Source organism: Burkholderia aenigmatica (assembly GCF_902499175.1).
Lineage (GTDB): Bacteria > Pseudomonadota > Gammaproteobacteria > Burkholderiales > Burkholderiaceae > Burkholderia > Burkholderia aenigmatica.
Genome location: NZ_CABVQC010000035.1, coordinates 39,365 through 61,952, shown reverse-complemented (window position 1 = coordinate 61,952; position 22,588 = coordinate 39,365). Strand labels below are relative to the sequence as shown.

Below are 22,588 nucleotides of genomic sequence, written 5' to 3'. Positions count from 1 at the left end.
GCCTGAACGCGGGCGTGACCGACAGCGAAACGCATCGATCCGGCCGGTTCGTGGATCGTTCCGATCGGTCGATGCCGGCCGGCGCGGATCTCCCGCACCCGCTTACGGCAACGCCGCGCGCACGCCCGGCGCGGTGCCAGCAACGACCGGGCACGATGACGGCAATGCCTGGTCGAACAGCACGGCCAGCCCGCAGGCGGACGTGAACATGCCGAGATTGTCGTGCCCGACGCCCGGTACTTCGACGACCTGCTGGACGAGATCGGCCGGGTGCCGCTTCTTCAGGTAGTCGAAATACGCGAGCCCCCGCGCGAGACGGTACGGGCCTTGCGCCATGGCCGCACACGAACGGTCGATGAAATGCGTGTACGGGTTCGTGTCGGCCTGGCCGAGCAGGTACACGACACGACGTGCGACGTAGCGTGCTTCGAGCGCGCGCACGTCCTGCGATGCGACATAGGGCGGCGCCGACTGCAACCCGTATTTCCATTGCGTCGCGCGCGGGCAGGTTCCGCCTGCGATCGCCTGGCCGTCCGGCCGTGCGTCGTCGAAATACAGGTAGCTCGACGGGTTCGCGACCACATAGCGCACGGCGATGCCGGCCCGCTCCAGCGCATCGCCTTCGTGTCCGGCCACCGCATAGCGCTGCAGCAACTGCGCGCCGGCGGAATGGCCGATCACGACCACGCTCGACAACGCGGGATACAGGCTGCGGTCGGCGAAATGCGCGAGCAATGCGTCGAGCGCGGTGAACGAACTGACCGGCTCCGGCTGACGGGCCGCGTCGCCGCCCTTCCATCCTTCCTGCGTCCACGCGAGCGTCTGCGCGGGCAACGAAAACGCGCGCGTATCGGCACGCGTCAGAAACTGCGGCGCGACGACCATCGTGCCCTTGCCAACCGCACCGGCTTGCTCGACGACCTTGAGCCCCGACGCGTAATACGCGTCGGCATTGCGCAGCGTGCCGTGAATCACGACGAAGACGCGCGTGACATCGGGCGCGGCCTGGTCGAGAGGACGATCCGCGTAGACGGGCAGCACCGCGCTGCCCTGCGGTGTATCGACGGCCACGCGCTGGCCGGCGACGGCCTTGACCGGCGCATCGAGGCGTTCGCGCTGCGTGACGGCTTCGGCCGGACGCGCGCCGCCCGGCACGCCGAGCACCGCACCGGCGGCCGCCAGCGAAATGGCGTATGACAGCGTTCGGGCGGCCGGCAGCACGCGCGCGAACCGGAGGCTGGCGAAGGCGACGGAAATGAGTGACATGGCGACGGATCGAGTAGCGGGTATGACTTCAACGGCGATGGTCGCAGAATCCGTCGCGCGCTGCCGGACTGTTGCCGAAAGCGGTTCAGCCGGCCGGTTCGGCTTCGCGTTCGGCCACCCGCGCATCCCCCGGGTCACGACGTCGACCAGCGCTTGATTACCCGGCCAACGACCGAATGCGAACTTTACGCAACAGTATTCTCTTCCGATTACAAATTCCGCATATTTAAAATAAAAATCAGAATAAATTATTTACCCCGGATCAAACTTTAAAAATCCATCACATACAATACAACCGCCGATCCGGATAACCAAGACATTACTGGGTCGACATCCCGTTTCAATTATCGACATTGTTTCAACAATGGATAAGGAGAAGCGATCATGGCTCAAGTTACGTTGTGGGGTAGCGTTCAGGGCAACGGTACGGTCGTGGATGGTTCGGGTGGATTCGCCGTGAAACGTGAAAGCACGGGCACGTATCAGCTCTCGTTCAGCACCGCCTTCACCAAGACGCCGGCGATTGTCGGGTCGCAATGGGGATACGGCGGCGGACAGAACACGCTGGACAACGTGATCTTCCCTGCGCTTTCCGGCAGCGGCGCGACGATTCAAACCGGCGACTCTTATGGAAAATACAGCGACCGGAATTTCAGCTTCGTCGTGATTGGCTCGATCAGCTGACACGCGATTCAGGCTGCATTTATTCCGAAAAGCGGGATTTAATGAAAATGATATTTCCTGAATCCTGAGCGACATGCAGCCTCAATGGGTTCGTCAACCCGACGAACCCGCGATGCCGGGATGAAGCAGGCGAAATCGCCATTTCGCGGACACCGATTCCCGGCATCCCTCATCTGACCTGCCAGCCACCGGCAGGTCGATCGTACTGGCCCGAAAGCAGACCGCCGGGATCATCGACAGGCCGAGGTCGCCTTGGCTTGCGGCGCGGCGGAGCGTCAGCCCGATGCTTCGGACGGATCGCGCTGCATCCGTTGCACGATCGCGTCCAGTTCGCCGATCTGCGTGGCCACCGCCTGCTTGCCCGCGCGTGCCCATCCGTCGAACGACGTCATCCCGCTCACCGCGCCGACGAACGCCACGCCGGCACGCTCGGCCGCCTGCGCGTCCACCGCGTGGTCGCCCACGTAGATTGCCGAGCGGGCCGGCACGCCCAGCCGCGCCAGCGCCAGCACGAGCCCTTCGGGATCGGGCTTGTGACGCTGCACGTCTTCCCCGCCGATCAGCACGTCGACGAGCGATTGCAATTCGTTCAGTGCAAGGATCGCCTCGATCCGGTAGCGAAACTTCGACGAAACGATCGCGACCGCGAGACCCTGCTCGCGCAGACGCGCGAGCAGCGACGGAACCTCGGGATAGATGCGCGTGCCGTGCACCATGATCTCGTCGGCCCGCGCCACGAAGTGACGTGCGAACGCGTCAGCCCGCGCCGGCTCGGTTTCCCCCGTGAGCGAGCGGAACATCTCGTGCAGCGGCAGCCCGATCACGGCACTGATCTGCGCCGGCGTCGCGCCGGCGGCATCCAGCCGATGCAACGCGTACTCCGTGCACGCGATGATCGCGGCGGACGAATCCGCCAGCGTCAAATCGAAATCGAAAAGGACGGCCCGAACAGGCATGAAAGGACTCCGCAAAATATTGGCGCGTGCGCGATGCGCGAACCGGCATGACGTGGCGATGCAAACCCGCGCGTCGATCGATCAGCGTTCCTGACCGGATTGCTCGCGATCGGCCGCATCGAATCCGTCGGGGTCGCGCTTTGCCCATTGTTTTGCCCACCCCAGCAACGGCTGTAACGCCGCCTCGAGCCGCCGGCCTTCGGCGGTCATGCAGTAGCCGCCCTCGCCATGCTCGACGAGGCCCGACGCCTTGAGCTCCGCCAGCCGCGTGTTGAGCAGGCGTGCATTCGTTTCGCAGGCTTCCTGCAGCGCACGGAAGGTGAGCGGCTCGCCGCGCAGCTCCCACAGGATGCGCAGCGTGGTGCGCCGCCCGAGCAGATCCAGCACGACCATGATGGGTCGTCCCGTCTTCGATCCGCGAACGCGTTGTCCGATTTTGGGTGTGGTCATGCTGTACTTTTTAAAGCAAACGCCGCGTGACGTCAACGAATCGATGCAATGTCGGACGCATGCGGCATCGCCCGATGTCGATGAATTTTCGTCACTCATGCTTTACTTTTTAAAGCACGCCACCTACGCTACCGGCTCAGCCATCGGCGAATGCGAGCGTTCAGACGCACCCGCCACGGGCACGAAGGAGTTCACATGACTCAGCGTATCGCATGCGCAGTGCCGCCGTTTGCCCCCGACATTGCCGCGTCGATCGACCGGATCATGCGGGGCCGCCCGCCATTGCGCCTCTTCACCACGCTGGCGCGCGACACTCGCCTGTTCACGAAGTTCTTCGCCGCCGGGCTGCTGGACAAAGGCCACCTCGACATCCGGCAACGCGAGATCGTCATCGACCGCACGACGGCGCTGTGCCGTTCCGAATACGAATGGGGGGTGCATGTTTCCGTGTTTTCGCCAGCCGCGGGGTTGACCAGCGAACAGATTCGCTCGCTGGCCCGCGGCTCGGCCGACGACGCATGCTGGAGCGATGCGGACCGGTTGCTGATCCGGCTGTGCGACACGCTGCATCGGCATTGCGACATCGACGACGAGCTGTGGCACGCGCTGCGCCCGCATTTCAGCGACGAGGCGCTGCTCGAACTGCTGATGCTCGCGGGCTTCTACCGGACCGTCAGCTACCTCACGAACGGGCTGCGCCTGCCGCCGGAAGCGGGCACAGCACGATTTCCGGCATGAGCCGTGAACCGGCAGCGCGACGGCGATGCGCGCGTCACGATTCGCCGCGCCGCGCGCGCGTCTTCTCGAGCCGCCAGTGCATGATCTCGTCCGCGCCGGGCCCCGCCTCCACGCGCAAGTCCGGGAGGTCGATCGGGCTGCCCGTCTCGGCATCGACCAACGCCAGCCGCACCGCATGCCCCGAGCGCGCCTCCATGAAACGGAGCGGCGGCGCCTTCGATTCCGCCTGCCCCCATGCATCGCCGACCTGCGCGAGCGCCATCAGCACGATGCCGATGTCGCGGCCGCGCGGCGTCAGATGGTATTCGTACCGGTCGGGGCGCGACTGATACAGCCGGCGCTCGATCAGCCCCCGGCCTTCGAGCGCCTTCAGCCGATCCGACAGCGTCGCATGGGTCACGCCCGTGGACTGGCGCAGATCGTCGTAACGCGCCAGCCCGAGCGCCAGATCGCGCACGATCAGCGTGCTCCATCGATCGCCGAGCGCATCGAGCACGCTGGCGATCGAGCAGGTCATGCCGTCAAAACTCTTGGATTTCATCGCAAATCACCTTTCCTGACTTCGATGCGCAGCCCATGCCGGTGCGCGCACGGCGGTAATCGTATCGCATCCGGCAACGCTTGACGGCGTGTCGCCCTCGACTTACTCTGATAATAAGAGTTAATAGAAACCTTGTCAGTCCAACCCTTTGGAGGTTCGAACATGAAGCAAGAAGATCGAGGCGTGATCGTCGTAACCGGTGCGTCGTCGGGGATCGGCGCGGTCTATGCGGATCGTCTCGCCGCTCGCGGATACGACCTGATCCTGGTTGCGCGCCGGCGCGAACGGCTCGCGGCGCTCGCCGACCGGCTCCGGTCCGCATACGGCTGCGATGCGCAGGCCGTCGCCGCCGACCTGTCGAGCCACGACGGCGTCGCGCACGTCGAGGCGCTGATCGACGGCACCGCCGATTTCGCCGGCATCGTCAATGCCGCCGGCCTCGGCGCACTGGGCCTGTCGGTATCGGTCGACCCGGCCGCCGTCGACACGATGATCCGGGTCAACGTGCTCGCGCTGACCCGGCTCTCGCTCGCGGCCGCGCGTCGCTGCAGTGCGGCCGGACGCGGCATGATCGTGAACATCGGGTCGATCGTCACGCTGATGCCCGTGCCCGGTGCGGGCGGATACAGCGGCTCGAAAGCATACGTGCTCAACTTCACGCGCTCGCTGCACGCCGAGCTTGCGTCGCGCGGCGTCGCGGTCCAGGCCGTGATGCCGGGGCCGGTGCGCACGGCGTTTTTCGGCAACGCGGCCGCGCCGTTCCCGGATTCGCTGTTCATGACGCCGGAAACGCTCGTCGACACCGCACTGCATGCACTGGATCACGAGGAATCGGTGTGCTTTCCGACGCTCCACGATCTCGGCGCATGGCAGCAGTTCGACGGCGCGCGCGGCACCCTCCTTCATGCCGTCACGCGGGATGGCCAGCCCGCCGCGCGCTACAGCGCAATCTGACACGACACCTGCTCTCTCACGAACCGGAGAACACACATGCCGCTCTGGAACATCTACCATCCCGAACACGCCTATTCCGATACCGACAAACTGGAGATCGCCGAGCGCATCGTCGGCCTCTACGACGGATTTCTGCCGCGCTTCTACGTGAACGTGCTGTTCCAGCCACTGCCGCCCGCGTCGTTCCTGATCGGCGGCAAGCCGACCGACGACTTCGTGCGGATCCGGGTCGACCACATCGCGCGGCAGATCGAGGATCCCGCCGAGCAGGCGCGGTTCATGCAGCATGTCGGCCGGCGCCTGGCGCCGTTCATCGGCGAGCGTGGCTTGCGCTGGGAAATCCATATCGGCGAAACGCCGTTCGGGCTGTGGACGATCGAGGGGCTGCGCCCGCCGCAGCCGGGCACACCGGCCGATCTCAAGTGGCGCGCGGAGAACCGGCCGTCGCCGTACTGAAAGACGCTGCCTCCCGGGGTCTGTCGTCCGACTCAAACGCCTCCCGGGGGCATCCCCGCCGCATCCCCACGATTCGCGAATGGAGGCACTGCCGTGATCACCGAAATCGTCTTCTTCAAGCTGCGGCCCGACGTCGACCTGCCCACACTGCGAGACCGCTATGAAGCGACCGCCGTGAAGTGGGCGCTGAACCCGGACCTGCTGTACAAGTGGTACTTCTACGACGCGGCCACGCACGAAGGCGGCGGCGTGTACGTGTGGCGCACGCGCGAAGCCGCCGCGCACTGGCACGGCGACGAATACAAGGCGATGGTCGAGCGCGTGTACGGCTTTCCCCCCGTGATACGCGTGCTCGACACGATCGCGCATGTCGATGCGACGCAGGGGCGGTACGAGATCGTCGGCAAGCCTCCGGTCACTGCGGCACCGGGCAAGCGGTAGCCAACGCAATTCAGGCCGGCGACAAGCCCGTCGTCGGCTGCGCGCGGTCCCTCGCTACAACGCCGCTTCCTTGAGCAACCAGTCGCGAAAGGCCGCGAGTTTCGCCAGGCCGGAACACTCGTTGCGATACACGATGTAATAGGCCAACGGCGAAGCGAACGTGATTTCCGGGAAGAGACGCACCAGACGCCCGGTCGCCAGATCGTCACGCGCCATGACGCTACGCGCGAGCGCGACGCCGTGCCCGTCGATGGCGGCCTGCAGGACCGCCGCGGAATTGTTGATCTGCATCCCGCGCCCGGTAGCGGCATCCGCCACGCCGGCCCTGTGCAGCCACGTATCCCAAGCGGGAAAGCCCGTCCGGCTATCCATCGACAGGTCGTGGATCAAGGTCTCCCGGGCCAGATCGGCCGGCTTTTGCAGACGCGGACGCCCGCGCAGCAGCCCGGGCGAACATACGGGATAGACATCTTCGTCCATGAGTTTGTCCGCAACGAGCCCAGGCCAGCTGCCTGTCCCGTAGCGCACGCCGATATCGATCTGCTGGGTCACGAAATCCACCGGCTTGAGGTTGGTATCCAGGCGCACGTCCGTATCGGGCCACGCGTTCTGGAAGCGCTCGATCCGGGGTAACAGCCACTTGGCCGCGAAGGCCGGGCTGACCGCGACGGTGAGTACCCCGCTCGTGGATCCCTCCTTGAGCCGTTCGAGACCGACCGTCAGCCTGTCGAAGCCTGCCCGAATATCCGGCAGCGCGCGCTCGGCCGCCTCGGTCGGCACGAGTCGCAGACGCCCGCTGGCGCCGCGATGGAACAGCGGCGTACCCAGCCATTCCTCCAGCGCGCGGACGAGTTGACCAACCGCCGCAGGCGTCACATGAAGCTCGGCCGCGGCTGCCGAAAAGCTCCGATGACGAGCACTGGCCTCGAATGCACGCAACGCATTCAGGTGAACGGGCGACTTCATCATGACAAAGATTTTCTTTCAATGAAGAACACTTTATCTCGTTTGCCGATGAAAGTGAATCGGCGAAAAATTCACGACATGCCCGTTGCTGCCGCCAAGCAGCGTTGAACGGGCCTGCAACATGGCCCATCCGGGTCCGGTCCCATCCATAGCTTTTCTTCTAAACGGAATTCACCATGAGCAATCCATTCAAGGGCAGGAAGCTGCTGGTCGTCGGCGGGACCAGTGGCATGGGGCTGCAAACGGCCCGCCTGGTGCTCGCCGAAGGCGGTAGCGCAGTCATCGTCGGCCATCGGGCCGACAAGGCCGAGGCGGCGCAGCGGGAATTGGCCGCGCTGGGCCCGGTCGCGGTACTGACGGCGGACCTGTCCAGCGACGACGGCCTCGCAGCGCTGCTCCAGACCCTTGACGCGCACCATCCGGACATCGACCTGCTGGTCAATGCCGCGGGCGTGTTCTTCCCCAAGCCGTTCCTCGAGCATCGCGACGCAGACTACGACCAGTACATGAAGCTGAACAAGGCGTTCTTCTTCATTACGCAGAAAGTCGCCGCCAATCTGGTCGCCAGCGACCGCCCGGGCGCGATCGTCAATATCGGCTCGATGTGGGCGAAACAGGCGATCGCCGCGACGCCGTCGTCGGCGTACTCGATGGCAAAGGCGGGCCTGCACTCGCTGACGCAGCATCTGGCCATGGAACTGGCCCCGAAGCACATTCGCGTCAACGCGGTGTCGCCGGCAGTCGTCCAGACGCCGATCTACGAAGGCTTCATCCCGAAGGCCGACGTGCACGACGCGTTGCAAGGCTTCAACAGCTTCCACCCGATCGGCCGGGTCGGCACGCCGCAAGACGTGGCGGAAGTCGTTGCGTTCCTGCTGTCGGACAAGTCGAGCTGGGTCACCGGCGCGATCTGGGACGTGGACGGCGGCGTAATGGCCGGCCGCAATTGATGGACCGCAGGCAGCAGCACGACATGCCCGCCTGCTCCGTTCGAACCGGATCGTCGACCCATGACGGATCGATGGCCGGAACCCCGCTGCACCTTCCCGCTCGATGAGGAGAAACGACATGGTTTATTTGCAGATCACGCTCAGGATTGCCGACGCCAACCGCGCTGCCGCAGCCGAGATCTACAGGCGCTACAAGACGCCGTTCCTCGACACCGTCGCCGGTGCGCAATCGAAGGAACTGCTCGTGCGCGATGAAGACGTGCAGGTGCTGCACGGCTTCGACAGCACGGAGCACGCGAACGCCTACCTGCAAAGCGAGCTGTTCACCGCCGACGTGGTGGCCGGCCTCCAACCGCTGCTGGATGCCGCGCCCGACGTGCGCATCTACCCGGTCGCCTAGTCACGCGACCGGGCGCTCTCCGGAACCCACCCATTATTTATCAGGAAACCTTAGCATGATGAACGACTGGAACGCCTACCGTGCTTCCCTGCTGGAGCGCGTCGGCGACTATGCGAAGCAGAGCCCCGACGTGGTGCGCGGCCTGACGGCAATCGACAGTGCCGCCGCGAAAACGGGCCATCTGGATCCCAAGATCCACGAGCTGATCGCGCTGGCCGTGGCCGTGACCACCCGCTGCGACGGCTGCATTTCCGTGCACACCCAAAAGGCAGTCGAGCACGGCGCCACGCTGGGGGAAATCGCCGAAGCGCTGGGCGTCGCGATCGCGCTGAATGCGGGGGCTGCGCTGACCTACTCGGCGCGCGTCATCGAAGCCCACGCGCAACTGTCCAGCCGGTAATTGGCATCGAGGCCGGCTGGCTGCCAATTCCCCGTCGGCCGGCCGCGCGCTCATCCAGCCCAGGAACAACACCCATGCTCGTCAACGCAGATTTCTCGCGGCGCGTCGCCGTCGCGCCTCACCAGTATCGATGGGTGGCCTCCCCGCAGTCCGGCGTCGAGCGCGTGATGCTGGATCGGCTGGGTGGCGAGCAGGCGCGCGCCACCAGTATCGTCCGGTATGCGCCCGCTTCGTGCTTCCCGCCCCACCTGCATCCCGAGGGCGAAGAGATATTGGTGCTGTCCGGCACCTTCTCGGAAAACGGCGTGCATTATCCGGCAGGCTGGTATCTGCGCAATCCGCCCGGCTCCAGCCACCGCCCGTCCAGCCGCGAGGGCGCCCTCCTCTTCGTCAAGCTGCGGCAGATGCGCGCCGGCGAGCGGCAGCGGGTACGCGTCGACACCAACGACCCGGCGGCCTGGCAACGGCGCGACGGTCGCGACACCTGCCCGTTGTTCGCGAACGATGTCGAACAGGTTTGCCTGCAACGGCTGGCGCCACGTGAAGCACTGTTCTCCGCGCCGACAGACAGCGCCGAAGTGCTCGTCCTGGCCGGAACGGTCGAGGACGAGGCTTGGTCCCACGCGCATGGCAGCTGGATGCGCCTGCCGAAGAGCGCCTATCCAGAGATCGTCGCCGGGGCCGGCGGGGCCACCGTCTATCTCAAGACCAGCCGCCCGGCCAGCATCACGGTGGATGCCTAGTCATGCAGACAGCACGCATCGCCATCGTCGGCGCGGGCCTGAGCGGCCTGTACGCGGCCTTTCTGCTGGAGCAGCGAGGCATCAGGGACTACGTGCTGCTCGAGGCACGCGATGTCCCGGGTGGTCGCATCGCCTCCGTTTCTCGGCACACGGCCGACGGCACCGCGGTTGCGACGGACGACATCGATCGGTTCGATCTGGGCCCGACGTGGTTCTGGCCACACCTCCAGCCCCAGTTGGATCGACTGATCCACGATCTGGGCCTGCAGCGCTTCGAGCAATACGAAGCGGGCGACATGATGATCGAGCGCTCGCCAGATGCGCCGCCCGTACGCATGCAGGGGTACGCCAGTACGCCGGCGTCGATGCGCGTGGCAGGCGGCATGAGCGCGCTGATCGATGCGCTGCGCGGCCGCCTGGACGCGCGCCGTGTCGTCACCGGTCAGATCGTGCGGCGCATCCGCATCGTCGATGCCCATGTAGAACTGGAAAGCGAAAGCGTCGCCGCTGGCGTCACGACCTGGCGCGTCGAACACGTGCTGCTGGCCATCCCGCCGCGACTGGCGGAGGAGCGCATTGCATTCTTCCCGCCATTGCCGACGGCACTGGCCCGGCAATGGCGCGGCACAAGCACCTGGATGGCGCCGCATGCCAAGTACGTCGCCATCTACGACACGCCGTTCTGGCGCGAACAGGGACTGTCAGGCGAGGCCCGAAGCGCACGCGGGCCACTGGGCGAGATCCACGACGCGTCCATGTCGGGCGGCAGCGCCGCACTGTTCGGCTTCTTCGGGATCCCCGCACACGTTCGCAAGAGCGTGCGTGACGACGTGCTGCGCGCACATTGCCGCGCACAGCTGGTGCGCCTGTTCGGTGCGAAGGCGGCGACGCCCGAAGCCGAGGTCATCAAGGATTGGGCGCAGGACGCCTTCACGGCCGCCGCCGCCGATCTCGACGACAACGGCCACCACGCGCAAGCCCCTGCCGCCGCCGCGTCGTCCGGCCCCTGGCACCGACGCCTGACCGGCATCGCGAGCGAATGGTCACGACCGTTTCCGGGCTATGTCGCCGGCGCGATCGAAGCGGCGCACGCGGGTGTGCAGGCCTTGCCTGAATCGGGCGAATGACGACGCATCGCTGCAGCACATCAGGTTCCATTCACGACTCTGGAGAAACCCTCATGAAAAGTCATTACCGGGCCATGCAGGTCACCCGCCCAGGCGTTCTCGAACTGGTGGAGCGCAAGACGCCCACGCCGGCAGCCGGCGAGGTGCTGATTGCCGTCGAGGCTTGCGGGATATGCGGTGCGGACGCCGCCGACATCGAACGCGCCGACCCGGCCTTGCAACCGCCACGCGTTCCGGGTCACGAGATCGTGGGACGGATCGCCGCGCTCGGAGCCGGTGTGCCGTCGCGCTGGCAGATCGGGCAGCGCGTCGGGGTGGGCCGTCTTGGCGGCTACTGCAACGAATGCGTCCAATGTCGCCAGGGACACTTTCAGCTTTGCCGCAACCAGCCGGTCGTCGGCGCAACCTGTGACGGCGGTTACGCCGAGATGATGCTCGCCCGCAGCACGGCGCTCGTCTCGATCCCCGACGAGCTCGGCGCGACAGAAGCCGCCCCGCTACTTTGCGCCGGGATCGCGACCTTCAACGCGCTCAAGAAGTGCGGTGCCGAAGCGGGCGATGTCGTGGCCATTCTCGGCGTCGGCGGCCTCGGGCACATGGCGTTGCAGTATGCGCGCCACATGGGATTCAAGGTCGTCGCCATCGGCCGTCGCGGCGAGGTCGCCGCGGATGCGCTCGCGTTGGGCGCACACGTCTACATCGATACCAACCAGGAGCATGCCGCCACCCGGCTGCAAAGCATGGGCGGCGCGCGCGCCATCCTGACCACCATCGGCAATGCCGACGCGGTATCCGGTTTGCTGGACGGCCTGGCCCCCGCCGGCCGGCTCGTCGTGCTAGGTGTGACCCGGGACCCGCTGTCCGTCTCGTCCGGCCAGCTGGTCGTCGGCGAGCGGACGATACAGGGATCGATTACCGGCTCACCGTACGAGAGCGAGAAAACGCTCGATTTCAGTGTGCTCACGGGGATCCGCCCGATGATGGAAGTCATGCCGCTGGAGCAGGCCAACGAGGCCTATCGAAGAATGAAATCAGGCGACGTCAGATTCCGCATGGTGCTCACGATGAACCATGAGCCTTCGGATGAAACAAGCGATGGCCCGCTGCGGGAACAGGCATGGCACACCCAGGACAGGTGACGATTCCGGCGTCGCATTTCGGCATGGTGCTGGGCCTCGCCGGCCTCGGGCAGGCCTGGCGCACCGCCACGCGGCTGTGGGCACTGCCGCCGCTCGTGGGTGAGACGATTCTGGCGGTGGCGGGCCTGACCTGGGCCGTCCTGATCGCCGGCTATGCGTGGCAAGCCGTGCGTCGCTTCGAGCAGGTGCAGGCCGAGTGCCTGCATCCCGTGCAGGGCGGCACGCCGGCGCTGGTGTCGGCGGCCACTTCGCTCGTTGCGATGGCGGCCCAGCCGTATTCGATGACCCTCGCGTGGATGCTAGCCATCGTCAGCATCGCATGGCATCTGGGGTTCAGCCTGTGGCACACGGGCACGCTCTGGCAAGGCGGGCGGAATGCGCAGGACACGTTGCCGACCGTGTATCTGCCGACCGTCGCAGGCAACTTCACCAGCGCGGCCGTACTCGGCTCGTTGGGTCACCCGGACTGGGGGTGGCTGTTTCTGGGTGCAGGCCTGTTCTCCTGGGTGGCGCTCGAGTCGCTGGTCATACAGCGGCTGTGGCACCCGACAACGGTACCGGCACCGCAGCGCCCGTTGATCGGCATCCAGCTCGCACCGCCGACCGTGTGCGCGCTGGCCTGGCTGACCTTGTCACCCGACAGCGCAGATCACTGGATTCTCATGCTGTGGGGCTACGGCCTCTTTCAGTTGCTGCTGGGCCTGCGGCTCGCCGCGTGGCTGCGCGCGCAACCGTTCGTCCCTGCGTACTGGGCCTATACGTTCGGCGTCGACGCTGCATCGGTGACCAGCCTGAAACTGGCCCATGCGGGTGTGGGATCGGCCCAGGCATTGGCGCTACCCGTCTTCATCGGCGCCAACCTGTTGATCGGATATCTCGTTCTACGGACGGCCAGCCTTTTCATCGGGAATCTTGCAACGCGGCAAGCGCATGCGTCGACGCCAGAAAGCACGATCGATCCGGCCGCGGATGCCGAATACTCGCGCCGAGTCGAGCGCTCTTGACCGGGCGGCGACGCATCGACAGATCGCCATTCACGTCGAAGTTCTTTACGCTTGTCCATTCCTCGATACAGGTTGACGACCGATCGACATACAACAAGCCCGCTCGGCGATAAATTCCCTATTCGATTATTCCGTTGGTTTTCCTGAACAAGGAGAAGTCTCGCATGTTCATCGGCTTTATTCCGGTGCTGTTCGCGTTTGCCGCGGCGCTGGCATCGCTTCGCAACCTGGCCGCCGCGCGGCTCCTGTGGTCGACGAGCGCATTACTGGCCGTCGTGTGGACCGTTCATCACGGCAGCCATCACATGAAGGATCTGATGACGCTGGGGTCGTGGTAATGAAGCTCACACCACGCCACCTCGACGGACTCGATACCGCCGCGCTGCTCGGCATCGCCGTCACGCTGCTCGCCGCCTTCTACTTCCAGCTGGCAATGGGCGAGCTCCCGTGCGCATTCTGCAATCTGATCCGGGTGGGCTTCATGCTCTTCGGCAGCGGCCTGCTGTTGAATCTGCGTTTCGGCGCCCAGGCCTGGAACTATCTTCTCAGCGCCTTCGGTGCACTGATCGGTAGCCTGATCAGCCTCCTGTTCATGTTCGCGAAGGCGCCCGCCTATACGGTCCCGACGGGCTCGGCGATTCTGGGCCTGCACATGTACACGTGGACTTACCTGATCTTCACCGCCGCGATCCTCTATTGCGTGCTGATGCTGTGCCTGCACACGCAGGCACGTGCGACCTCGGCCGCGGATCCGTCGCAGCGTCCGCGCCCGGCCATTCGCTCGTTCGCCATGGTGCTGTTCATCGCGCTGGTGGGCGCCAATCTCGTCTCGGCATTCCTGCAGAACGGCTTCCATTCATTCAAGGCCGGCGGACAAAAGCACTACGAGATGCTCTACGACGGCGACGTCATGAAACCCTGACACCGGCCAGGGCCAGGCGCCCGTGCCGCGTGACGGTCGGGCGCCGCCCCTGGCGACGGTATCGCAACGAACATTCCACTGGAGGTGAAGATGTCAAACGTGAGAGTCGTCCCGTGGCAGGACGGAGAGCCCGCCCCCGAAACGTTGCTGGCCGCGATGCGCGCGCGTCGTCCGGGCGGCGAACTGATCGGCATCGACCGTGTACTGCTCAGGAGCGAGCCGCTGGCGGCGGGATGGAACGAACTGCTGCGCCGGGTGCGCGCCGATTTCAGCCTGCCGCTCGTGCTCCGTGAACTGATCATGCTGCGCGTGGCCGTGCTCAACGGTGCGGATTTCGAGTGGCACGTTCATTACCCGGCCTATCTGGCGGCAGGCGGCACGCGCGCGCAGAGCGAAGCCTTGAGGGCTGCCGAGGTAGACAGCCGGCTGTTCGGTGACGCGGAACGCGCGCTGATTCGTCTGACCGATCAATCGACGCGACAGGTGCATGTCGATGCCGATGTGATCGCCGAACTGACGTTGCATTTCGGTGAAACGCAGACGATCGAGGCCGTGGCCACGGCGGCCGCCTACAACATGGTTTCGCGCTTTCTCGTGGCACTGGGAATCTGACGTGTGCCGCGAACCGGCATCCATGAGCCGGGCTCACTGCTCCATGAGGAGATACCATTGTTCGTCAAAATTTCGCGCTGCTACTCTATTCGCCATACGTGGTCACGCCGCCGGCGTGCCGTTTTTATCGTGAATGGAAGGGAACGTGAAGTCTCATTCTGAATTGGCTGCCGGCGGGGGCGCCGCAGATACGCCCGCCTCGATCTTCGACGAAGTCATCGACCGCAGATCATCGAACTCGCTGAAATGGGCGTTCGGCGCCACGCTGCTGTCACCCGACGAGCATGCTGCCGATCCGCTGCCGATGTGGGTCGCCGACATGGATTTTCGCGCGCCGCGCCCGGTCATCGACGCGCTGCACGATGCGGTCGAATACGGTGTCTTCGGTTATTCATGCGGCGCGACCGCAAGCTATGTCAGTGCTGTCGTCGACTGGCAGGCGCGTCGCTTCGGTTGGGAAGTCGATCGCTCCTGGGTGATGCAGGCAAGCGGCATCATTACGGCGTTGAAGACGGCGATCCAGGCCTTCTCGTCACCCGGCGATACGGTCCTGATTCAGCCGCCCGTCTATGCGCATTTCCATGATGATGTCCTGCTGAACGGGCGGCACCTCGTGTTCGCACCGCTCGAGCGCGCCGGCACCGCCTATCGTTTCGACGAGCGCGCGTTCGAGGCCGCGATACGCGACAACACGCGGCTCTTTATCCTCAGCAATCCGCACAATCCGACCGGCAATGTCTGGAGCGAAGGTGAGCTGCGGGCGATGGGCGAGATCTGCGCGCGGCGCGGCGTGATCGTCATCTCCGACGAGATCCACCAGGACCTGATCCTCAATCCGGCCAGGAAGCACATCCCTTTCGCGTCGCTCGGCGCATCGTTCGCGCGCAACAGCATCACCTGCACCGCGCCGAGCAAGACCTTCAACCTGCCCGGACTGCAGAGCGCGAACCTGTTCGTGCCGGATCCGCGCCTGCGCGACTCACTGCGGCGCCAGTTCGACCGCAACATGTACCAGTCGGTCAACACGCTCGGCATGGGGGCCGCCGAAGCCGCCTATACCCATGGCGAGTCGTGGCTCGAAGCGCTGCTGACCTATCTGCGCGGCAATCACGCCCATTTCCGCGACGCGATCCACGGCATCACGTCGCGCATCGAGGTCTTGCCGGCCGATTCGCTCTATCTGGCCTGGATGGATTGCCGCGGGCTCGGCATGGACCCCGACGTCCTCAATCGCTTCATGCTGACCCAGGCGCGGCTCTGGCTCGACAAGGGGCAGAAATTCGGCATCGAAGGGCACGGCTACATGCGCGCAAACCTCGGATGCCCGCGTGTGCTGATCGACGAGGCGGTCGAGCGGCTGAGCCTGGCACTGGCCGCGCTCTGACTTCCGCGATGCAAGCCGGCGCGAGGCAGGACTAGCGCCCGCTTCGCCCTCGGTCACCCGGTGCAAGACAAGGGTGCCGATCGTCATGAACAACCACGCCAAACAATAAGGAATACAAACAAAAAACCCGATTTCCCATGCAACTGCAAAGACAGATGAAGACACTCTCGGAGGCGACATGACACAGACCCCCACGACCCCTGCTTATGAACAGGAAGACCTGAAGCGCGACCTGTCGAACCGGCACGTCCAGATGATCGCCATCGGCGGCGCAATCGGCACCGGACTTTTCTACGGCTCGTCCTGGGCCATCCGCACGGCCGGACCGGCCATCCTGCTCGTCTATGTGCTCGCCGCCATCGCGATCTACTTCGTGATGCGCGCACTGGGCGAGATGGCGGTCGAGGAGCCCGTATCCGGTTCCTACGTCTCGTACTCGAACCGCTACATTCACCGCTTCGTCGGCTTCCTGAACGGCTGGAACGCGTTCATCTTCCTGCTGGCCACCAGCGCGGCCGACCTGAACGCGCTCGGCAACTACGTGCACTTCTGGTTCCCCACCATCCCGATCTGGGTGACGGCTGGCACGGCCGTCTCGATCATGTTCTGCGTCAACATCATCGGCGTGAAGTTCTATGGCGAGGCCGAATTCTGGTTTGCGCTCGTCAAGGTGGCGGCGATCGTCGCACTGATCATCTTCGGCGCCGGCATGATCGTGTTCGGCATCGGCAACCACGGCGTACCGATCGGCTATCACAACCTCGTTGCCAACGGCGGATTCTTCGCCAAAGGCGTGGGCGGGACCTTTCTCGCGATCGTGATGGTGGCCTTCTCGTTCGGTGGCGTCGAGAATCTCGGCCTGGCGGCCGGCGAAGCGAAGGACGTCCGCACCACCATGCCGAAGGCGATCAACGCGACGTTCTGGCGCCTGCTGATTTTCTATGTCGGCGCGATCGCTGTCCTGCTGATGGTGTTCCCGTGGACCTCGCTGACCACCAAGGGCAGCCCGTTCGTCGAGGTGTTCACGAAGATCGGCATTCCCGCCGCGGCCGGCATCATGAATCTCGTCGTGATCATGGCAGTGCTCTCGGCCGTGAACGCGAGCGTGTTCACCAACAGCCGCACGTTCTACAACCTGTCGCTGCAGAAGAATGCGCCGGCCTTCCTCGGCGTCGTCAACGGCCGCAAGGTGCCGTTTCGCGCGATCCTGATGGTGTTCGCGACGATGTTCGCCGGCGTGCTGCTCAACTACGTGATGCCGGAGCAGGCGTTCGAGCTGTTCTCGTCGGTCACCGTGTTCGCGCTCGTCTGTGCGTGGGGTTCGATCGTCATCAGCCACCTGCGCTTTCGCAAGATCCGGATCGCGAACGGCGAAGCGGACAAGCTCACCTACAAGATGCCGTTCTATCCGTACAGCAACTACATTGCGCTCTGCTTCGTCGCCGCGGTGATGGCCTGTATCGCGATCCTGCCGGATATGCGGATGTCGCTGGTGGTGTCGGCGGTCTGGGTCGCGTTCGTGTATGGGGTGTATCGCTTCTATATCCGAAACGAAACCACGAGCACCGATGCCGCGCGCGAATCGTGCGATCCGAAGGATCTTCCTGCGTAAGCGGCACCGGCCGGATCCTGGCAGGCATCGCGCCTGCCGGGGCCCGATCGGCCCCGATTGCTGTCGCCTTCAGCGCGGGCGCGCCGGCGCGCGTTCGCCGACCGCGGTGCCGCGCCCGCGCATGTAGACCTGCGGGCTGCTGCCCATCTCCAGCCGGAATGCGTAGACGAAAGCCGACGTCGAGCCGTAGCCCAGTTCCATCGCGACGCGCGTCACACCGTGGCCGCCCGCCAGCAGTTCGATCCCCCTGAACAGGCGCATGCGACGGCGCCACGAACGCAGGCTCATGCCGGTTTCGGCGACGAACCGGCGGGCCAGCGTGCGCGTCGACATGCCGAACCTCGCCCCCCACTCCTCCGGGCCGCTCAGGTCAGCCGGATCCGCATAGAGCGCTTCGCACAGCGACATCAGCGCCGCATCGCGCGGCCAGGGCAATGCCGACGGAAGTGCCGGCGCACGTCGCAGCTGGTCGAGAATCAGATGCGTGATACGCCCCGCATAGCCGTCTTCGTCGGGTTGCCCGTCGATTTCGCTCGCCTCGACGATCAGCGCCTTCAGCAACGGCGAGACGGTGAACACACTCGGACTCGTGCCCGGCAGCGCCGGCCCTGCGTCGTCCGAGATCCACAGGCTTCGAAATTCCGCGCCCAGGAGCGAGCCGACGCGATGCCGCGCGCCGGTGGCCAGCCACACGGCCTGATCCGGCGAGATCACGTAGGAACCGCCTTCCGCGATCACCGTCAACGCGCCCGAGATCGCGTACACCACCTGATGCCAGTCATGATGATGTTCGGGAAAACAATGGCGGGCGGGAATGAACTGCGCGCGCACCCTGAGGGGTGCCGGTGGCGCCGTGTTCTCCGGCGCCTCGATCGTCTCCCAGACCATGATGATTCTCCAGTTGGCAGATATTCTATACATCTTGTCTATCAATCGAAATACCGACACGGCGAAACTTGGTCTAATGACGTCATGCCTGTTTCGCGGCAACGTGCGCAATCGACTACCGCAGCCCCAAACCGCCAACGATCCTTACCGGAGTTTCCCGCCTCATGGCCTGTTTCGACCGCTACAGCCTGCCCCTTTCGACGACTTCCGAAGTCGCGGCCGAGCGCTATCGCGCCGGCGTCGACCTGCTCCTGTCCCTGTGGCCAGGCGTGGCCGAAACGCTCGACGAGGCGATCGCGGCCGATCCCGAATTCGCGCTGGCGCAGGCGGCCCGGGCACGCCTGCATGCGATCCGCGCCGAGATCGGTGAAGCACGCGCGATGGTCACGAACGCGGTCGTACTCGCTGCCCGCAACGGCACGCCGCGCGAGCGCAGCCATGTCAACGTGCTGTCGCTCGCGATCCACGGGCAGTCCGCCCAAGCACTGACCGCCGCGCTCGAGCATGCCGACAGCTGGCCGCGCGACGTGGTCGTGTTGTCGCTGCCGCTCGGCGCGTTCGGCCTGTTCGCGTTTTCGGGCATGGCGGATCACGACCAGGCGCGCGTCGATCTTTGCGAGCGCCATGCGCGGCATTTCGAGGACGACGACTGGTGGTTCCTGACGTATCGCGGCTGGGCACATGGCGAGAACGGCGACGTCCGGCTCGGCCGTACGCTGACGCAGCGTGCGCTCGAACTGCGCCGGCACAACGTCAATGCCGCACACGCGGTGGCACACGTGCTGTACGAGGCGGGGGCGAACGACGAGGCCGACGCGATGATCGCCGGCTGGCTGCCCGAATACGACCGCAGCGGCATCCTTCACAGCCACATTGCGTGGCATGCGGCCCTGATCGCGCTCGAACGCGGCGACACCGAACGCGCGCTCGCGATCTACGACGCGCAGGTTGCGCCGGCGGCGTCGCTGGGCGTGCCGATCAATGTGGTCAGCGATACCGCTTCGTTCCTCTGGCGCATGCAGGCTTACGGCTACACCGTTCCCGACGGCAAGTGGGACGACGCGGCCCGATATGCATCGGATTACTTCCGGCAGGCGGGCTTCCCGTTCGCCGATGTCCATATGGCGTTGATCGCGGCGGCCACGGGCGCAACGGCGGCGCTCGACGAACGTGTGGGCGCGCTCGACGCGCTCGTCGAGGCCGGCACGCTGCGGGCCGGTGCCGTGGTGCCGGCGATCTGCCGGGCGGCGCGTGCCTTCGCCGAGGAGCAATACGCGCTATGCGCGGCACTCCTCGAGCCCGTGGCGCACGAAGCGGTACGCATCGGCGGCAGCGGCGCGCAGCGCGAAATCGTCCAGGACACGCTGCTGGTTGCGTGGATGCGCAGCGGCAACGCCGGCAAGGCACGCGCACTGCTCGAGCAGCGCCTGCATCGTCGCCCGTCGCCGCGCGACACGCGCTGGCTCGGTCAGCTCGTTACCGCCTGATCCGGCCCGTCGGTGACCGCGTAACCGGTAGCGGCGCGCCCCGCGCCCTCCCTTCACCCCGCCCGCCGGCGCCCCTGCCGGCTCGCGCGGACATGTCCGTCCGATTCGGCGCGTGGACGGCGAGCGAGACCGCGGGCAGCCGCGCAACCGCCAAGGAAGTCATATGTGTTCAAGCATCGTGGAACCGCGCACCGGGTTGCGGCGCTGGCTGGTCGACGGAATCGGGCCGGTTGCCGCGATCGCGCTCGCGCAGTTGTTCGGTACGGCGCTGTGGTTCAGCGCGAACAGCACAGCCCCGGACCTGATGCGGCTCTGGCAGGCGAGCGCGGCCGACATCGGCTGGCTGACCAGCGCGGTCCAGCTCGGCTTCATCGTCGGCACGCTGGCGATCTCGTTGAGCGGGGCCGCGGACCGGTTTCGCGCGAGCCGGATTTTCGTGTGCAGCGCCGTGCTCGGCGCCGCCTTCAACCTCGGTTTTGCGTGGTTGTCGAGCGGTCTTGTCACGGGTGCGGCGTTCCGCTTCGCCGTCGGCATCTGCCTCGCGGGCATCTATCCGATGGGCATGAAGCTAATCGTCGGCTGGGCGCCGGATCGCACGGGGTCCGCGCTGGCCCAGCTGGTCGCGATGCTGACGCTCGGCACGGCGCTGCCGCACGCCATGCGGGTCGTCGGGACCGGTTCGCCGTGGCAGTGGATCATCACCGCGTCGTCGGTGCTCGCGCTGATCGGCGCCGGCGTGATCGGCGTCCTCGGGGACGGCGCCCGCCCACGGACGAACGCGGCCGTCGGGCAGCAACGCGGCCCGGCCGCCGTGCTCGGGGCGTTCCGGATCCGCGCGTTCCGCGCCGCGACACTCGGCTACTTCGGTCATATGTGGGAGCTCTACACGTTCTGGACCGCCGTGCCGCTCTTGATCACCCATACCGCGCTGGCGACCCACTTTCCCCGTGTCGGCGTGTCGGGCCTGGCCTTCGGCGTCATCGCCACGGGCGCCATCGGCTCGCTCGTCGGCGGGAAGCTGTCGCGCACGCTGGGCAGCGCGAAGGTCGCGCTCGGCGCGCTCGCCCTCTCGGGGCTCTGCGCGCTGACCTTCGCACTCGCATGGCGCGTGCTGCCGCCGATGGCCATGGCGGTGCTGCTCATCGTCTGGGGCGCGTCGGTCATCGCCGATTCGCCGCAATTCTCGGCGCTGGCGGCACGCGCCTGCCCGCCCGAGTGGGTCGGGGGCGCGCTGGCCATTCAAAACTCGATCGGCTTCGCCATCACGGTCGTCTCGATCGCTGCCACCACCGCGCTGCTCGAGAAGATCGGGCTCGATGCGATCTGGCTGCTGGTGCCCGGGCCGGTGCTGGGGCTGGCGGCGTTCCTGTGGACCTCGGGCCGGGGCCCGGCCAGCGCATGACCCGCACGGGCAAGCGGCGGCGCCGTGCCGCGGGCCGGCCGATGCGCGTCACACGTACCGGCGCCGGCGCTCGCGGGTTGCAAGCAATGTGGGGAGTTCAACGATGCTCGATCTCCAGTATCTGTCGATCCTGAAGGAAGTCCAGCGCCTCGGCAGCCTGACCGCGGCCGCCGAGCGCCTCAACGTCACGCAGTCGGCGCTGTCGCATATGGTCCGCAAGTTCGAGGAGCGGCACGGCGTCAAGTTCTGGACCAAGAACGGACGCGGCCTGCGCTTCACGCACGCGGGCGAATATCTGCTTGCGCTGGCCGAACGCGTGCTGCCGCAGATCGAACATGCCGAGCGCACACTCGTCGAGTTTGCGGAAGGACGACGCGGCGCACTGCGTGTCGGGATGGAGTGCCATCCCTGCCAGAAATGGCTGACGCGGCTGACTTCACGCTATCTCGCCAGCTGGCCCGATGTCGACTACGACGTACGAACCGCGTTCGGTTTCGATGGCGTGGCGGCGCTGCTCGGCTATGAAATCGACCTGCTCGTCACCCCCGACCCGATCGACCTGCCCGACGTCGTGTTCGAACCGGTCATCGACTACGAGCTGATGCTGGTGGTACACGAGCGGCACCCGCTTGCAGCCCGCGAATTCGCGCTGCCGCATGACCTGCTCGCCGAGGAACTGATCACGGTGCCGGTCAGCAAGGAGCGGCTCGACATCTATACGCGCTTCCTGGTACCGGCCCATTGCCGCCCCAAATTTCATCGCACGGCCGAGCAGACCGAGCTGATGTTGCAGCTCGTCGCGGCACACCGTGGCGTGGCCGTGCTGCCCGACTGGCTGGCGATCGAGGAAGGCGCGGCCATGCCGATTCGCACGGTGCGCCTCGGTCAAGGCGGCATTCACAAAAGCATCCACCTCGGCGTGCGTCGTGGGGAGCAGGACACGGCCTATATCGCCGGCTTTCTGGCACTGGCGCGGCAGCAGGACGTCAAGGCCGGCAAGCCGGGCTGAAGCCGACGTGCATGGATGCGGGGCCCGTCGGTCGAACCGAACCCGCCCCCTGGATCG

Annotated in this window: 27 protein-coding genes; 21 read left to right on the top strand and 6 right to left on the bottom strand. The window is 65.8% G+C overall.

All coding sequences use genetic code 11. The features are described 5' to 3' along the window. Positions 1-102 precede the first annotated feature (102 nt). Positions 103-1,266, bottom strand: coding sequence for an alpha/beta hydrolase (locus BDO18943_RS24035; RefSeq protein ID WP_175024317.1), 1,164 nt, complete (start codon positions 1,264-1,266; stop codon positions 103-105). Positions 1,267-1,650: 384 nt separating this feature from the next. Between BDO18943_RS24035 and BDO18943_RS24030 the strand changes: the two genes are divergently transcribed. Continuing rightward, entirely contained in the window at positions 1,651-1,950 is a 300-nt protein-coding gene (locus BDO18943_RS24030) for a hypothetical protein (protein WP_235996181.1), read from the top strand. Positions 1,951-2,225: 275 nt separating this feature from the next. Here BDO18943_RS24030 and BDO18943_RS24025 read toward each other — a convergent pair whose 3' ends face one another. Both BDO18943_RS24025 and BDO18943_RS24020 read right to left on the bottom strand, forming a co-directional pair. Continuing rightward, complete coding sequence (locus tag BDO18943_RS24025) at positions 2,226-2,906, bottom strand: HAD family hydrolase (protein ID WP_175024316.1); 681 nt, start codon at positions 2,904-2,906, stop codon at positions 2,226-2,228. An 81-nt stretch (positions 2,907-2,987) separates the two neighbouring features. Then, positions 2,988-3,299: a winged helix-turn-helix transcriptional regulator gene (locus BDO18943_RS24020; RefSeq protein WP_231937848.1), complete on the bottom strand. Its 312-nt coding sequence runs from the start codon at positions 3,297-3,299 to the stop codon at positions 2,988-2,990. Here BDO18943_RS24020 and BDO18943_RS24015 point away from each other — a divergent pair. Then, positions 3,298-3,555 carry a hypothetical protein gene (locus tag BDO18943_RS24015; protein ID WP_175024270.1) on the top strand — a complete coding sequence of 86 codons (258 nt, stop codon included), beginning with the start codon at positions 3,298-3,300 and terminating at the stop codon, positions 3,553-3,555. The two genes, BDO18943_RS24020 and BDO18943_RS24015, sit on opposite strands and share 2 nt — an antisense overlap. Next, positions 3,552-4,094: a carboxymuconolactone decarboxylase family protein gene (locus BDO18943_RS24010; protein ID WP_175024315.1), complete on the top strand. Its 543-nt coding sequence runs from the start codon at positions 3,552-3,554 to the stop codon at positions 4,092-4,094. The genes BDO18943_RS24015 and BDO18943_RS24010 overlap by 4 nt, the downstream gene beginning before the upstream one ends. Before the next feature lie 34 nt (positions 4,095-4,128). Here the strand turns inward: BDO18943_RS24010 and BDO18943_RS24005 are convergent, their stop codons facing one another. Next, the gene (locus tag BDO18943_RS24005; protein WP_175024314.1) at positions 4,129-4,635 is read right to left on the bottom strand and encodes a winged helix-turn-helix transcriptional regulator; all 507 of its coding nucleotides are present in this window, start codon (positions 4,633-4,635) and stop codon (positions 4,129-4,131) included. Between the two features lie 162 nt (positions 4,636-4,797). Here BDO18943_RS24005 and BDO18943_RS24000 point away from each other — a divergent pair, with 162 nt between their 5' ends. The 3 genes from BDO18943_RS24000 (at position 4,798) to BDO18943_RS23990 (ending at position 6,486) form a co-directional block, all read left to right on the top strand. Further along, positions 4,798-5,589: an SDR family NAD(P)-dependent oxidoreductase gene (locus BDO18943_RS24000; RefSeq protein ID WP_175024313.1), complete on the top strand. Its 792-nt coding sequence runs from the start codon at positions 4,798-4,800 to the stop codon at positions 5,587-5,589. A gap of 36 nt (positions 5,590-5,625) precedes the next feature. After that, positions 5,626-6,045 (top strand): tautomerase family protein, encoded by a 420-nt coding sequence (locus BDO18943_RS23995; RefSeq protein WP_175024312.1) that lies wholly within the window; start codon positions 5,626-5,628, stop codon positions 6,043-6,045. A gap of 93 nt (positions 6,046-6,138) precedes the next feature. Next, positions 6,139-6,486 (top strand): hypothetical protein, encoded by a 348-nt coding sequence (locus tag BDO18943_RS23990; RefSeq protein ID WP_175024311.1) that lies wholly within the window; start codon positions 6,139-6,141, stop codon positions 6,484-6,486. Between the two features lie 54 nt (positions 6,487-6,540). On the opposite strand, the gene gcvA is transcribed toward BDO18943_RS23990, so the two are convergent. After that, positions 6,541-7,452: a transcriptional regulator GcvA gene (gene gcvA, locus BDO18943_RS23985; RefSeq protein ID WP_175024339.1), complete on the bottom strand. Its 912-nt coding sequence runs from the start codon at positions 7,450-7,452 to the stop codon at positions 6,541-6,543. A gap of 176 nt (positions 7,453-7,628) precedes the next feature. Here gcvA and BDO18943_RS23980 point away from each other — a divergent pair, with 176 nt between their 5' ends. The 12 genes from BDO18943_RS23980 (at position 7,629) to BDO18943_RS23925 (ending at position 17,745) form a co-directional block, all read left to right on the top strand. Next, positions 7,629-8,402, top strand: a complete 774-nt coding sequence (locus BDO18943_RS23980; RefSeq protein WP_175024310.1) for an SDR family NAD(P)-dependent oxidoreductase — start codon at positions 7,629-7,631, stop codon at positions 8,400-8,402. A 118-nt stretch (positions 8,403-8,520) separates the two neighbouring features. After that, the gene (locus tag BDO18943_RS23975; protein ID WP_175024309.1) at positions 8,521-8,802 is read left to right on the top strand and encodes a hypothetical protein; all 282 of its coding nucleotides are present in this window, start codon (positions 8,521-8,523) and stop codon (positions 8,800-8,802) included. Between the two features lie 55 nt (positions 8,803-8,857). Then, on the top strand, positions 8,858-9,202 hold the full coding sequence (locus BDO18943_RS23970) for a carboxymuconolactone decarboxylase family protein (protein WP_175024308.1): 345 nt from the start codon (positions 8,858-8,860) through the stop codon (positions 9,200-9,202). Between the two features lie 74 nt (positions 9,203-9,276). Continuing rightward, positions 9,277-9,945 (top strand): cupin domain-containing protein, encoded by a 669-nt coding sequence (locus tag BDO18943_RS23965; protein WP_175024307.1) that lies wholly within the window; start codon positions 9,277-9,279, stop codon positions 9,943-9,945. Between the two features lie 2 nt (positions 9,946-9,947). Further along, the gene (locus BDO18943_RS23960; protein WP_175024306.1) at positions 9,948-11,072 is read left to right on the top strand and encodes a flavin monoamine oxidase family protein; all 1,125 of its coding nucleotides are present in this window, start codon (positions 9,948-9,950) and stop codon (positions 11,070-11,072) included. A 53-nt stretch (positions 11,073-11,125) separates the two neighbouring features. Beyond that, positions 11,126-12,211, top strand: coding sequence for an alcohol dehydrogenase (locus tag BDO18943_RS23955; RefSeq protein ID WP_175024305.1), 1,086 nt, complete (start codon positions 11,126-11,128; stop codon positions 12,209-12,211). Next, positions 12,208-13,215: a dicarboxylate transporter/tellurite-resistance protein TehA gene (gene tehA, locus BDO18943_RS23950; protein ID WP_235996180.1), complete on the top strand. Its 1,008-nt coding sequence runs from the start codon at positions 12,208-12,210 to the stop codon at positions 13,213-13,215. The genes BDO18943_RS23955 and tehA overlap by 4 nt, the downstream gene beginning before the upstream one ends. Before the next feature lie 164 nt (positions 13,216-13,379). Then, positions 13,380-13,553, top strand: a complete 174-nt coding sequence (locus tag BDO18943_RS23945; protein ID WP_175024303.1) for a hypothetical protein — start codon at positions 13,380-13,382, stop codon at positions 13,551-13,553. Then, a complete protein-coding gene (locus BDO18943_RS23940) occupies positions 13,553-14,137 on the top strand; it encodes a disulfide bond formation protein B (protein ID WP_186248504.1) in 585 nt (194 codons plus the stop codon). The genes BDO18943_RS23945 and BDO18943_RS23940 overlap by 1 nt, the downstream gene beginning before the upstream one ends. Before the next feature lie 90 nt (positions 14,138-14,227). After that, a complete protein-coding gene (locus BDO18943_RS23935) occupies positions 14,228-14,749 on the top strand; it encodes a carboxymuconolactone decarboxylase family protein (protein ID WP_175024338.1) in 522 nt (173 codons plus the stop codon). 133 nt (positions 14,750-14,882) lie between these two features. Further along, the gene (locus BDO18943_RS23930) at positions 14,883-16,133 is read left to right on the top strand and encodes a MalY/PatB family protein (protein ID WP_175024301.1); all 1,251 of its coding nucleotides are present in this window, start codon (positions 14,883-14,885) and stop codon (positions 16,131-16,133) included. Positions 16,134-16,311: 178 nt separating this feature from the next. Continuing rightward, positions 16,312-17,745, top strand: a complete 1,434-nt coding sequence (locus BDO18943_RS23925; RefSeq protein ID WP_175024300.1) for an amino acid permease — start codon at positions 16,312-16,314, stop codon at positions 17,743-17,745. 69 nt (positions 17,746-17,814) lie between these two features. Here the strand turns inward: BDO18943_RS23925 and BDO18943_RS23920 are convergent, their stop codons facing one another. After that, positions 17,815-18,678 carry an AraC family transcriptional regulator gene (locus BDO18943_RS23920; protein ID WP_235996179.1) on the bottom strand — a complete coding sequence of 288 codons (864 nt, stop codon included), beginning with the start codon at positions 18,676-18,678 and terminating at the stop codon, positions 17,815-17,817. Between the two features lie 119 nt (positions 18,679-18,797). Between BDO18943_RS23920 and BDO18943_RS23915 the strand changes: the two genes are divergently transcribed. The 3 genes from BDO18943_RS23915 (at position 18,798) to BDO18943_RS23905 (ending at position 22,531) form a co-directional block, all read left to right on the top strand. After that, positions 18,798-20,120: a tetratricopeptide repeat protein gene (locus tag BDO18943_RS23915; RefSeq protein WP_175024299.1), complete on the top strand. Its 1,323-nt coding sequence runs from the start codon at positions 18,798-18,800 to the stop codon at positions 20,118-20,120. A 163-nt stretch (positions 20,121-20,283) separates the two neighbouring features. After that, complete coding sequence (locus BDO18943_RS23910; protein ID WP_175024336.1) at positions 20,284-21,522, top strand: MFS transporter; 1,239 nt, start codon at positions 20,284-20,286, stop codon at positions 21,520-21,522. A 103-nt stretch (positions 21,523-21,625) separates the two neighbouring features. Then, complete coding sequence (locus BDO18943_RS23905) at positions 21,626-22,531, top strand: LysR family transcriptional regulator (protein ID WP_175024298.1); 906 nt, start codon at positions 21,626-21,628, stop codon at positions 22,529-22,531. Positions 22,532-22,588: the final 57 nt, after the last annotated feature.

What these genes read in the sequence shown, in the direction of transcription:
- BDO18943_RS24035 (WP_175024317.1), bottom strand. Translation starts at nt 1,266, where the DNA reads ATGTCACTCATTTCCGTCGCCTTCGCCAGCCTCCGGTTCGCGCGCGTG.
- BDO18943_RS24030 (WP_235996181.1), top strand. Translation starts at nt 1,651, where the DNA reads ATGGCTCAAGTTACGTTGTGGGGTAGCGTTCAGGGCAACGGTACGGTC.
- BDO18943_RS24025 (WP_175024316.1), bottom strand. Translation starts at nt 2,906, where the DNA reads ATGCCTGTTCGGGCCGTCCTTTTCGATTTCGATTTGACGCTGGCGGAT.
- BDO18943_RS24015 (WP_175024270.1), top strand. Translation starts at nt 3,298, where the DNA reads ATGATGGGTCGTCCCGTCTTCGATCCGCGAACGCGTTGTCCGATTTTG.
- BDO18943_RS24020 (WP_231937848.1), bottom strand. Translation starts at nt 3,299, where the DNA reads ATGGTCGTGCTGGATCTGCTCGGGCGGCGCACCACGCTGCGCATCCTG.
- BDO18943_RS24010 (WP_175024315.1), top strand. Translation starts at nt 3,552, where the DNA reads ATGACTCAGCGTATCGCATGCGCAGTGCCGCCGTTTGCCCCCGACATT.
- BDO18943_RS24005 (WP_175024314.1), bottom strand. Translation starts at nt 4,635, where the DNA reads ATGAAATCCAAGAGTTTTGACGGCATGACCTGCTCGATCGCCAGCGTG.
- BDO18943_RS24000 (WP_175024313.1), top strand. Translation starts at nt 4,798, where the DNA reads ATGAAGCAAGAAGATCGAGGCGTGATCGTCGTAACCGGTGCGTCGTCG.
- BDO18943_RS23995 (WP_175024312.1), top strand. Translation starts at nt 5,626, where the DNA reads ATGCCGCTCTGGAACATCTACCATCCCGAACACGCCTATTCCGATACC.
- gcvA (WP_175024339.1), bottom strand. Translation starts at nt 7,452, where the DNA reads ATGAAGTCGCCCGTTCACCTGAATGCGTTGCGTGCATTCGAGGCCAGT.
- BDO18943_RS23980 (WP_175024310.1), top strand. Translation starts at nt 7,629, where the DNA reads ATGAGCAATCCATTCAAGGGCAGGAAGCTGCTGGTCGTCGGCGGGACC.
- BDO18943_RS23975 (WP_175024309.1), top strand. Translation starts at nt 8,521, where the DNA reads ATGGTTTATTTGCAGATCACGCTCAGGATTGCCGACGCCAACCGCGCT.
- BDO18943_RS23970 (WP_175024308.1), top strand. Translation starts at nt 8,858, where the DNA reads ATGATGAACGACTGGAACGCCTACCGTGCTTCCCTGCTGGAGCGCGTC.
- BDO18943_RS23965 (WP_175024307.1), top strand. Translation starts at nt 9,277, where the DNA reads ATGCTCGTCAACGCAGATTTCTCGCGGCGCGTCGCCGTCGCGCCTCAC.
- BDO18943_RS23960 (WP_175024306.1), top strand. Translation starts at nt 9,948, where the DNA reads ATGCAGACAGCACGCATCGCCATCGTCGGCGCGGGCCTGAGCGGCCTG.
- BDO18943_RS23955 (WP_175024305.1), top strand. Translation starts at nt 11,126, where the DNA reads ATGAAAAGTCATTACCGGGCCATGCAGGTCACCCGCCCAGGCGTTCTC.
- BDO18943_RS23945 (WP_175024303.1), top strand. Translation starts at nt 13,380, where the DNA reads ATGTTCATCGGCTTTATTCCGGTGCTGTTCGCGTTTGCCGCGGCGCTG.
- BDO18943_RS23940 (WP_186248504.1), top strand. Translation starts at nt 13,553, where the DNA reads ATGAAGCTCACACCACGCCACCTCGACGGACTCGATACCGCCGCGCTG.
- BDO18943_RS23935 (WP_175024338.1), top strand. Translation starts at nt 14,228, where the DNA reads ATGTCAAACGTGAGAGTCGTCCCGTGGCAGGACGGAGAGCCCGCCCCC.
- BDO18943_RS23930 (WP_175024301.1), top strand. Translation starts at nt 14,883, where the DNA reads ATGGAAGGGAACGTGAAGTCTCATTCTGAATTGGCTGCCGGCGGGGGC.
- BDO18943_RS23925 (WP_175024300.1), top strand. Translation starts at nt 16,312, where the DNA reads ATGACACAGACCCCCACGACCCCTGCTTATGAACAGGAAGACCTGAAG.
- BDO18943_RS23915 (WP_175024299.1), top strand. Translation starts at nt 18,798, where the DNA reads ATGGCCTGTTTCGACCGCTACAGCCTGCCCCTTTCGACGACTTCCGAA.
- BDO18943_RS23910 (WP_175024336.1), top strand. Translation starts at nt 20,284, where the DNA reads ATGTGTTCAAGCATCGTGGAACCGCGCACCGGGTTGCGGCGCTGGCTG.
- BDO18943_RS23905 (WP_175024298.1), top strand. Translation starts at nt 21,626, where the DNA reads ATGCTCGATCTCCAGTATCTGTCGATCCTGAAGGAAGTCCAGCGCCTC.